This window comes from Microbacterium telephonicum (genome assembly GCF_003651225.1).
GTDB lineage: Bacteria > Actinomycetota > Actinomycetes > Actinomycetales > Microbacteriaceae > Microbacterium > Microbacterium telephonicum.
Map to the genome: position 1 here is coordinate 329,693 of NZ_RCDB01000002.1, position 10,562 is coordinate 340,254.

General features: G+C 70.5%; 10 protein-coding genes. 8 read left to right on the top strand and 2 right to left on the bottom strand.

What is annotated here, in order from left to right:
- Positions 1–4 precede the first annotated feature (4 nt).
- The 3 genes from aroC to aroB are packed head-to-tail and all read left to right on the top strand — an operon-like array spanning position 5 to position 2,834.
- Positions 5–1,216 (top strand): chorismate synthase, encoded by a 1,212-nt coding sequence (gene aroC / locus C7474_RS06535; RefSeq protein ID WP_121058198.1) that lies wholly within the window; start codon positions 5–7, stop codon positions 1,214–1,216.
- Complete coding sequence (locus C7474_RS06540; RefSeq protein ID WP_121058200.1) at positions 1,213–1,755, top strand: shikimate kinase; 543 nt, start codon at positions 1,213–1,215, stop codon at positions 1,753–1,755. The genes aroC and C7474_RS06540 overlap by 4 nt, the downstream gene beginning before the upstream one ends.
- Positions 1,752–2,834, top strand: a complete 1,083-nt coding sequence (aroB, locus tag C7474_RS06545; protein ID WP_121058202.1) for a 3-dehydroquinate synthase — start codon at positions 1,752–1,754, stop codon at positions 2,832–2,834. Before C7474_RS06540 ends, aroB begins: the two co-directional genes overlap by 4 nt.
- Here the strand turns inward: aroB and C7474_RS06550 are convergent, their stop codons facing one another.
- Positions 2,835–3,317, bottom strand: a complete 483-nt coding sequence (locus tag C7474_RS06550; protein WP_158597305.1) for a hypothetical protein — start codon at positions 3,315–3,317, stop codon at positions 2,835–2,837.
- 281 nt (positions 3,318–3,598) lie between these two features.
- Positions 3,599–4,117, bottom strand: a complete 519-nt coding sequence (locus C7474_RS06555; protein ID WP_121058206.1) for a hypothetical protein — start codon at positions 4,115–4,117, stop codon at positions 3,599–3,601.
- Positions 4,118–4,199: 82 nt separating this feature from the next.
- On the opposite strand from C7474_RS06555, the gene aroQ reads away from it, so the two are divergent.
- From aroQ to C7474_RS06580, 5 genes are all read left to right on the top strand, one after another.
- Positions 4,200–4,658 carry a type II 3-dehydroquinate dehydratase gene (gene aroQ, locus C7474_RS06560; RefSeq protein ID WP_121058208.1) on the top strand — a complete coding sequence of 153 codons (459 nt, stop codon included), beginning with the start codon at positions 4,200–4,202 and terminating at the stop codon, positions 4,656–4,658.
- Positions 4,659–4,872: 214 nt separating this feature from the next.
- The gene (efp, locus tag C7474_RS06565) at positions 4,873–5,433 is read left to right on the top strand and encodes an elongation factor P (protein ID WP_121058210.1); all 561 of its coding nucleotides are present in this window, start codon (positions 4,873–4,875) and stop codon (positions 5,431–5,433) included.
- Positions 5,434–5,448: 15 nt separating this feature from the next.
- Positions 5,449–5,859 (top strand): transcription antitermination factor NusB, encoded by a 411-nt coding sequence (gene nusB, locus C7474_RS06570; RefSeq protein WP_121058212.1) that lies wholly within the window; start codon positions 5,449–5,451, stop codon positions 5,857–5,859.
- A gap of 36 nt (positions 5,860–5,895) precedes the next feature.
- Positions 5,896–8,862: a DEAD/DEAH box helicase gene (locus C7474_RS06575; protein ID WP_241965150.1), complete on the top strand. Its 2,967-nt coding sequence runs from the start codon at positions 5,896–5,898 to the stop codon at positions 8,860–8,862.
- Positions 8,863–8,942: 80 nt separating this feature from the next.
- Positions 8,943–10,520 carry a Rieske 2Fe-2S domain-containing protein gene (locus C7474_RS06580; RefSeq protein ID WP_121058214.1) on the top strand — a complete coding sequence of 526 codons (1,578 nt, stop codon included), beginning with the start codon at positions 8,943–8,945 and terminating at the stop codon, positions 10,518–10,520.
- Positions 10,521–10,562 lie beyond the last annotated feature (42 nt).

Below are 10,562 nucleotides of genomic sequence, written 5' to 3' on the forward strand. Positions count from 1 at the left end.
GCGAATGCTCCGCGTCCTCACCGCCGGCGAATCGCACGGTCCCGAACTGGTCGCCATGATGGAGGGTCTGCCCGCGGGCGTCCCCGTCTCGCGCGCCGCGATCCAAGCCGACCTCGCCCGCCGCAAGCTCGGCTACGGGCGCGGGTCGCGCATGAAGTTCGAAGAGGACGAGCTGACGATCTCGTCCGGTGTGCGCCACGGCTACAGCCTCGGCAGCCCCATCGCGCTGCGCATCGGCAACACCGAGTGGCCCAAGTGGACCGAGGTCATGAGCGCGGAGCCGGTCGAGCTCACCGACATGTCCCGCGGTCGCGGCGCCGCCCTCACGCGCCCCCGCCCCGGCCACGCCGACCTCGTCGGCATGCAGAAGTACGGCTTCGACGAGGCCCGCCCGATCCTCGAGCGCGCGAGCGCCCGGGAGACGGCCGCACGCGTCGCGCTCGGAGCCGTCGCACGCTCCTTCCTCGGCGAGCTCGGCATCCGTCTGGTCAGCCACACGCTGTCGATCGGCCCGGTGCAGTCGCCGGCGGATGCGGCCCTCCCGACCCCCGACGACGTCGACGCGCTGGACGCCGACCCGCTGCGGTGCTTCGACGCCGCCACGTCGGCCGCCATGGTCGCCGAGGTCGACGCGGCCAAGAAGGACGGCGACACGCTCGGCGGCATCGTCGAGGTGCTCGCCTACGGCCTGCCTCCGGGGCTCGGATCGCACGTGCAGTGGGACCGCCGTCTCGACGCGAAGCTCGCGCAGGCGCTCATGGGCATCCAGGCGATCAAGGGCGTCGAGGTCGGCGACGGGTTCGAGACCACCCGCCGACGCGGGTCTGCCGCCCACGACGAGCTGTTCACCGCCGACGGCGAGATCACGCGCGCCAGCGACAAGGCGGGCGGCACCGAGGGCGGCATGTCGACCGGCACCGTGCTGCGCGTGCGCGCCGGCATGAAGCCGATCGCGACCGTGCCGCACGCGCTGCGCACGATCGACGTCGCCACCGGCGAGGCCGCGACCGCGCACCACCAGCGCTCCGACGTCTGCGCCGTCCCCGCGGCCGGCGTCGTCGCCGAGGCTATGGTCGCGATCACGCTCGTCGACGTCGTGCTCGAGAAGTTCGGCGGCGACTCGGTGGCCGAGACGCGTCGCAACCTCGAGGGCTACCTCGCCGCCATCCCCGCGAACCTGCACACCGCCGCCGGCAGCGACGCCTCGCTCGGATGAGCGAGGCCGCGATCGTACTCATCGGACCGATGGGTGCGGGCAAGACGAGTGTCGGCAAGCGCGTCGCGAAGGCGCTGGGGGTGCCCTTCTACGACAGCGACGCCGCCGTCGTGCGCGGGCACGGGCCGATCGCCGACATCTTCGCGATGCACGGGGAGACGCGGTTCCGGGAACTGGAGCGCGACGCTGTCGCGACCGGCCTCGCCCAGGGCGGAGTCGTCGCGCTCGGCGGGGGAGCGGTGCTCGACCCGCAGACCCAGGAGGCCCTGCGCGCGCACCGTGTCGTGCTGCTGACCGTCGACCCGGCGATCATCGCGGGCCGCATCCGCGGGGGAGCCAGGCCGCTCCTCGGGAGCGCCGGTGACGGCGGGGACGACGCCGTGGCGCGGTGGAACGCCGTCTACGAGACCCGCCGCGACCTGTACGCGCGCCTCGCCGACGTCACCTTCGACACGTCGTCGGGTCCGCTGCAGGGCGTCGTCGACGCGGTCGTCGCGTGGGCGTCGCCGCATCCGAGCACCACGGGAGAGCACGCATGACCGAGAACACCGTCATCACCGTCGCGGGCGACCAGCCCTACGACATCACGATCGGACGCGGCATCCTGGGCCTCGTCGGCACGGCGCTGCCCCCCGCCGCGACGAAGGTGCTGGTCGTGCACCCGCCGACGCTCGCCGCGGCGGCCGCCGACCTGCGGGAGCGGCTGATGGGCGGCGGTGAGCGTCAGGTGCTGCTCGCCGAGATCCCGGATGCCGAAGCCGGCAAGCGCGTGGAGGTCGCCGCGTTCTGCTGGCAGGTGATGGGGCAGGCCGACTTCACGCGCACCGACGCCGTCGTCGGCTTCGGCGGCGGGGCCGTCACCGACGTCGCCGGGTTCGTCGCGGCGACGTGGCTGCGCGGGGTCGCCGTCGTGCAGGTTCCGACGACGGTGCTGGGGATGGTCGATGCCGCCGTCGGTGGCAAGACCGGCATCAACACCGCCGAGGGCAAGAATCTCGTCGGCGCGTTCTGGCCGCCGCGCGCGGTGATCTGCGACCTCGACCTGCTCGATTCGCTCTCGCACAACGAGCGCGTCGCCGGTTTCGCCGAGGTCGTGAAGGCCGGGTTCATCTGGTACCCCGAGATCCTCGACCTCATCGAGGCCGACCCGGTCGCCGTGGTCGACCCGCACAGCGACGCGTTCCGCCGGTGCATCGAACTCGCGATCGACATGAAGGCACGTGTCGTGGGGGAGGACCTGCGCGAGGCCGGGCTGCGGGAGGTGCTCAACTACGGGCACACGCTCGGTCACGCGATCGAGCATTCCGAGCGCTATCAGTGGCGTCACGGCGCCGCGATCTCGGTGGGGATGATGTTCGCCGCGGAGCTGTCGCGCCTGGCCGGGCGTCTCTCCGACGCTTCCGCGCAGCGTCACCGCGACATCCTCGAGACGTTGGGCCTGCCGACCGGGTACCGGTCCGGGGCGTGGCGTCAACTGCTGGCGACGATGCAGCGCGACAAGAAGACCCGCGGCTCGATGCTGCGCTTCATCGTGCTCGACGAGATCGGCAAGCCCACAGTGCTGCAGGCCCCCGACGAGTCGCTCCTGTTCGCCGCCTATCAGGAGATCGGCGAGTAGTCAGCAGCCGGGGCCGGTGGGATCTTCGAGGCAGGTGCGCTCGACGAGGGCCGTGCGCGCCTCGACGATGCGCAGCGTCGCGGTGCCGCCCGGTGTCGACAGCGTGCCGGGGACGCGCGTCCACCCCGAGCCGAGGTCGACGTCGGCCACATACTGCACCGTCGTGGTCGCCGTGAACGTTCCGCGCTCGGCGTACGCGTGACTCGTGTCGGTCGACGTGAACTGCGGAACGCCCAGCGCCGACCACGACCGTCCACCCGTCGTCGACGTGCGACTCGTGCCGTCGCCGTGCGCGAACGTGTACCCGACGGGCGTGAAGCGCACCGTCACGGGCAGGTCGAAGAGCGTGCCCGCGACTTCGTGGGCGGATGCCGACACGACGAAGTTCACGGGCATCCCGACGATCCCGACACCATCGGGCTCATCGACGAGCGGATGCGACGTCGGCGCGAACCGCGCGACATCCTCGAGGGTCGGCCGCAACAGCACCACCTCGTACGTCCCGCACCGGTTCAGCGGGTCGTTACAGACCTCGGGCGGGGCGGGTGCGTCCGGGTCGTATTCATCTTCCGGAGTCCGATCGCTTGAGCCACCGCTGCCACCCGATCCGGGAGAGGTCCCCGTCACCGTAACCGCCGAGCCGTCGTTAGTCACGGATGGGCAACCCGTCCAAGCTGCCTCAGCCCCGCATGGTGAATCGGCAGCGCTCGTTATCACACCCGGCGCCGCCGAGAGCGAAAGGGCCCCGACGAGCACGCAAGCAGTTAGTCGCATGCGCGGTCACCGTCGGTTTCGCTGCTTGAGACGACTAGGCCGGTAGCTGAATCTGCGGGGCTCAGAGCAATAAGTAGTGGCTGAACATCGACCCGCTCCGGCGAAACCACTGAAGCTCCAGATGCGTCAGTGACTTCAACTTGGCTGACGTCAAGGCAAACGGCCATAATCACACCGGAATTGTCGTGGGTCACAGGTCGCGCTGAAGCCAGGACGCTTACGCCCGCAACCTGCCAGTCATCGGCGTGCATCGCCGAAAAGGTCTTCTTAGAAGCAGCCAGCGCTTCGCCGGCGAGCCACGAGTACACCGGCTCGAAGGTCTCAGGATTTCGAGTGTCGACTTGATTCAGCGCATCGACGTAGGCGCGGTACGTGGCCTCGGCGGCGGCGAAGGCCTCCTCCTCGGAGGCGAAGCCGGTGGGCGATGGCGTGGGCTCGGGGGACGGCGTGCAGCCCGCGAGGGCAAGCGTCGCGACGAGCGCGGCGACGACGATCCTCGGGCGGGGCATGACGTCACCGTAGCGACTCGGGCCTGTTGCGCGCCGCATCCATCCACACGTCCGGCGCGCGTCGCGACGATAGGGTGCTGACGTGGACACGCCCCGCCGACTGCTGCTCGTGAACGGTCCGAACCTCAATCTGCTGGGCACGCGAGAGCCCGAGATCTACGGCTCCGAGACCCTCGCCGACGTCGAGAGGCTCGTCGTCGACACCGCGGCGGCATCCGGCTTCGAGGTGCGCGCGGTGCAGTCCAACCACGAGGGCGTGCTCATCGACGCGATCCACGAGGCACGGCCCGACTGCGCCGGCATCGTCATCAACCCGGGCGGTCTGACGCACACGTCGGTGGTCCTCCGTGACGCGCTCAGTAGCGTCGCATTGCCCGTCGCCGAGGTGCATGTCTCCGACGTGTACGCGCGGGAAGAGTTCCGCCATCACTCGTACGTGCGCGATGTCGCGGTCGTCCACGTCATCGGGGAGGGCGTCGCCGGCTACGCGCACGCCACCCGACTGCTCCTCGACGTCATCACCGGCCACGCCGACGGCTGAGACCACGGCGCAACTTCGGAGATCTGCGCTTCTTCGGACGCTCACCGGGCAACAGCTCCGAAGAACTGCGGATCTCCGAAGCAACGCCGGCCCACGCTGGCGGCGGGGCGCCCCACACGCCCGAACCCCGGCATCCCGTAGAATCGGATGCTGGTCCGCTCCGCGCTCCGCGCAGCGACACACCGCAGACTCCACGAACGGAAACTCCACACTCATGGCATCCACCGCAGACATCAAGAACGGCGTCGTCCTCAACATCGACGGACAGCTCTGGAGCGTCGTGGAGTTCCAGCACGTCAAGCCCGGCAAGGGCGGCGCGTTCGTGCGCACCAAGCTCAAGAACGTCATGAGCGGCAAGGTCGTCGACAAGACGTTCAACGCGGGCGCGAAGATCGAGACCGAGAACGTCGACCGCCGCGACTTCACCTACCTCTACAACGACGGCGAGGGCTTCGTCTTCATGGACGTCGCCGACTACGACCAGCTCACGGTGGGCGCCGCGACCGTCGGCGACGCGGCGAACTTCCTGCTCGAGAACCAGCAGGTGCAGATCGCGCTCAACAACGGCAACCCGCTCTACATCGAGCTTCCGGCATCCGTCGTGCTCGAGATCACCTACACCGAGCCGGGCCTGCAGGGCGACCGCTCGTCGGCGGGCACCAAGCCCGCCACCGTCGAGACCGGTTACGAGATCCAGGTTCCGCTGTTCCTCGAGACCGGCACGAAGGTCAAGGTCGACACCCGCACGGGCGACTACCTCGGCCGCGTCAACTGATCGCGGCCGCACCGCATGAGCGCCCGATCCAAGGCACGTAAGCGCGCCCTCGACATCCTGTTCTCCAGCGACGTGCGCGGCGACGACCTCGCCGTCACCCTCGCAGCCGAGGCCAAGCGCGCCGCCGGCGAACCGGCCCGCGAGGCGTCGTGGCTGTACGCGCGCGAGATCGTCGACGGCATCGTCGATGCCCGCGACGAGATCGACGAGCAGATCGTCACTCACGCCCGCGATTGGAAGATCGAGCGGATGCCGGCTGTCGACCGTGCCATCCTGCGCATCGGCGTGTGGGAGATCCTGCACAACGACGAGGTGCCGACGGCGGTCGCGATCGACGAGGCCGTGGAACTCGCCAAGGAGTTCTCGACCGACGACTCGGGCGCGTTCGTGCACGGTGTGCTGGCCCGGATCGCACGTTCCAACTGACGACCTGCTGTCGGAGCCTGCTGACAGGATGACGCGGTGACCCCCGATCGCGTGCCGTCCTGGCGCACCGTCCTCGCCGCGGAGCCGGTGTCGGACGACCGCATCGCCCTCGGCGTGCAGCTGCGGGTGCGCGAGGGCGGCGGTTCGGCGCACTGGGGTCCGCGTCGGGTGCAACCGGCAACGCCGCGCGCCGTCGAGACCGGCGACGGCGAGCTGCGGCTCGCGGTGCGTCCGCTCGTGCCCAGCGCCGCCCGCGATGACTGGGTGCAGGGCGAGGCGACGTGGGAGTCGCTGCGGCGCGGCGCCTGGCGGCTCGACCCCGCACGGCTGCGCTGGTTCACGACCCTGTACGGCATCGCCCACGACGTCCGCGTGTTCGGCGGCTACGGCGATTCCGACTGGCTGACCCTCGACGGTGTCGACTCGGTGCTGCTCTGGCCCCATCTGCGCGCGGCGGCCGCGCTCGGCATCCCTCTGGTCTCCACCCGCGCCGACCAGCAACTCTCGCTCGCGGATGCCGCCACCGTCGAGTTCCGGGTCGATCGGGCGCCGCGCGCGCACGACGCCGGAGTCAGCGCAGCGAACGAACGCGACGGGCTCATGCTGACGCCCGTCGTCCGGTTGGGCGATGAGCCGCCCGCCACGCGCGCCCGCCCCATCGGCGGCGTCGGCGTGTACACGGTCGAGCGCGACGGGTCGGCGCTGCGGGTGGGACTCGCCCCCGTCGGCCTCGGTCCCGCGACCCGCGCGGTGCTCGCCACCGGCGGCCCGCTGCACATCCCGGCCGCCGATCGCGACGAATTCCTGCGCACCGCGTACCCGCGGTTGGCCCGCGAGACCGAGGTCACGGCCGGTCGCGGCGTGCGGCTCCCACCGCCGGAGCGCACGGTCCTGGTCCTCACCGTCGACCAACAGCCCCGCGACCTCGTCGACTACGCCTTCGCGTGGCACACGCCCGGCAGCGGACGCACCGCCCTCGACGGCGACACCCGACCCGACGACGACGAGCGACGCACCCTGCGCCGTTCCCTCGCTGCGGCGTGGGAGGCGGCATCCGACCTCGCCTTCGCCCCCGCCGGCCACCTGTCCGGCATCGACGCGGCCATCTTCATCGCGCAGACGCTGCCCGCGCTCGAAGCGCTCGACGACCTCCGGATCGAGCTGTCCGGCATCCGCCGCGACTACCGGGAGTTGCGGGGCGACCCCCGCATCGCCGTGACGACGGTCGAGTCCACGGATGCCGACTGGTTCGAGCTCGGCGTCGTCGTCGAGGTCGACGGCCGCAGCATCCCGTTCCGTCCGCTGTTCACGGCGCTCGCCCAGCGGCGCAAGAAGATCCTCCTCTCCGACGGCGCGTACTTCTCGCTCTCGCACCCGGCGCTCGACCGTCTGCGGGACCTCATCGACGAGTCGCGGGACCTCGTTGAGTGGGAGGCGGGACCGCGGATCAGCCGCTACCACGTCGAGTTCTGGGAGGACTTCGAGGACCTCGCCGACCAGGCGCAGCCCGCGACGAGCTGGCGCAGCGCGGTCGCCGCGTTCCGCGACGGCCGGGCGACGGATGCGGAGGGACCGACGGCCGTGCCGGACGGCCTCACGGCCACGCTGCGGCCGTACCAGGCCGACGGATTCCGGTGGCTCGCGTCCCTGCGCGGCGCCGGACTCGGCGGCATCCTCGCCGACGACATGGGCCTGGGCAAGACGGTGCAGGTGCTCGCGCTGCTCCTGCACGCGCTCGACGCCGGCACCGACGGCCCGCCCGCGCTCGTCGTTGCGCCCACGTCGGTCGTGACCGCGTGGCGCGACGAGGCGGCCCGTCACGCCCCCGGCCTCCGCGTGCACGTCGTCACCGGCACCGGCGTACGCCCCGACACGATCGACGCCGACGTCGTGGTCACCTCCTACGCGCTCCTGCGCCTCGACGCCGCGGCCTACGCCGCCACGACCTGGTCGACGGTCGTCTTCGACGAGGCACAGGCGCTCAAGAACCCCCGCACGCGTGTGCACCGCGCCGCCCTCGACCTGCGTGCGACCGCGCGATTCGCCGTCACCGGCACGCCGCTGGAGAACAGCATCGTCGACCTGTGGGCCCTCCTCTCCCTCACCTCGCCCGGGCTGTTCCCGTCGGCGCGCCGGTTCCGCGACGAGTACGTCAAACCCATCGAGCACGGCAAGGTCGACGAGAATCTCGAGGGCGGACCCGCGCGCGAACGCCGGCTCGCGCGCCTGCGCCGCCGCATCCGTCCGTTCCTGCTGCGACGGACGAAAGACCTCGTCGCCGCCGACCTGCCGCCGAGGCAGGAGCAGGACGTGCGGGTGGAGCTCACCAGCGGCCACCGTGCCGTGTACGAGCGCGTGCTGCAGCGCGAACGACGCAAGGTGCTGGGGCTGCTCGACGATCTCGACAGCCATCGCTTCATCGTCTTCCGCTCGCTCACCCTGCTGCGGATGCTGGCGCTGGCGCCGGCGCTCGTGGATGCCGGCGGCCCGGGTCTCGGATCGAGCAAACTCGACACCCTGCGCGAGCGTCTGGGCGAGCTGGCGGCCGAGGGGCACCGCGCACTCGTGTTCAGCCAGTTCACCTCCTACCTCGACATCGTCGAAGCCGACCTGACCCGGCACGGCATCGCCTCGGTGCGCCTGGACGGGTCGACCCTGCGGCGAGATGCGGTCGTCGACGCCTTCCGCGGCGGCGACGCGCCGGTGTTCCTCATCAGCCTGAAGGCCGGCGGCGTGGGGCTCACGCTCACCGAAGCGGACTACGTCTTCCTGCTCGACCCGTGGTGGAACCCCGCCGCCGAGCAGCAGGCGATCGATCGGGCGCACCGCATCGGGCAGACGCGTCCGGTCACCGTCTACCGGCTCATCGCCGCCGGGACCATCGAGGAGAAGGTGCTCGAACTGCAGCAGCGCAAGGCGCGACTGTTCGACGCCGTGCTCGACTCCGACGGCGCCTTCTCGACGGCGTTGACGGCCGACGACATCCGCGGGCTGCTGGCCTGACCCTGCCGGTCCGGTCGGCCCGGCACCCAGGGTTCCCGACAGCGCTCGCGTAGACTCGACGGGCTCGACAGGAGGTAGTCATGCGGATCACGGGCTTGGGCCACGCCGGGATGTTCATCGAGACGGCGGGCGGGAGCATCCTCTGCGACCCCGTCGTCGGACCCAGTTTCTTCGGCTCCTGGTTCCCTTTCCCCGACAACAGGGGCCTGGACTGGGAGCGCTTCGGCGCCGCCGACTTCCTCTACATCTCGCACCGCCACCGCGACCACTTCGACCCGAAGCTGCTCGAGCGTCACGTCCGCAAGGACATCCGCGTGCTCCTTCCGGAGTATCCGACGGACGACCTCGAAACCGACCTGCGCGCGCTCGGGTACGACAACCTCGTCTACATGCAGGCGGGCGTGCCCACCGACTTCGGCGGCGTCAGCATCATGGTGACCCCGCTGCGTGCCCCCAGCGACGGCCCGATCGGCGACTCGTCGCTGTCGGTCGACGACGGCACGGCGTCGATCCTCAACCAGAACGACTCGCACCCGCTCGACCTCGAGAAGCTGCTGGCCTTCTCCAAGCCCGACGCGTACTTCACGCAGGTCAGCGGCGCCATCTGGTGGCCGATGGTCTACGACCTGCCGCAGGACGCGAAGCAGAACTTCGCCCAGCTCAAGCGCGATGCGCAGAACAAGCGCGCGATGTACTACATCGACAAGGTCGACGCCCCGCACGTGTTCCCCATGGCCGGTCCGCCGATGTTCCTGCGCGAAGAGCTGTTCCGCTACAACGGCTGGGGGCTCGAGGACGACTCGATCTTCACCGATCAGGCGCAGTTCCTCGCGCACATGGCCGCGGAACGTCCCGACCAGAAGGGACACCTGTTCGTCCCCGGCACGCAGCTCGACCTCGTCGGCGGCGAGCTGGAGATCACCCAGACGCTGTACACGGATGCCGAGATCGAGCGCATGTTCACCGACAAGTGGGCGTATCTCGCCGAGCAGCGCGACAGCCGGCAGGCCGAAGTGCAGGCCGAGATCGCGACGCGCGCGCCGGTCCTGCCGCCCGAGGAGATGCTCGCGGCGATCAAGGAGTGGTGGGAGCCGCTGCTGCGCCGGGCGCGCACCATCCGCAACGGCGTCGGCGGCAACGTGCGCTTCCGCATCGGCGACCTCGACATGGTCGTCGACTTCCCGCGTGCCAAGGTGCGCGAGTACGCGGGGGAGGAGTGCATCTACTGGTACACGATCCCCGCCGACCTCGTCTCGACGAACATCGCCGACCACGAGATCGACTGGTCGAACTCGATCTTCCTATCGATGCAGTTCGAGGTCGGCCGCTCGGGCAAGTTCAACGAGTTCCTGACGACCTTCCTCAAGTGCCTCTCGCGCGACCGCATCGAGTACGTCGAGAACTGGTACTCGGAGCAGTCCGACCAGACCGAAGACGCCGAGATCGGCGACTGGACGGTGCAGCGTCGCTGCCCGCACCTGCGCGCCGACCTCACCAAGACCGGAAAGATCGAGGACGGAGTGCTCACGTGCGCGCTCCACGACTGGAAGTGGGACCTCGCTTCCGGCAAGTGCCTCACGACGCCGGGTCACCCCATCCGCGCCTCCCGCTCGGTCGATGGTGGCCTCACCGAGGCGGCGACCACCGCGACCGCCTGATCCGGCCCGGGCGCCGTCGGCCCGGACGCGTCGGCCGTTCAC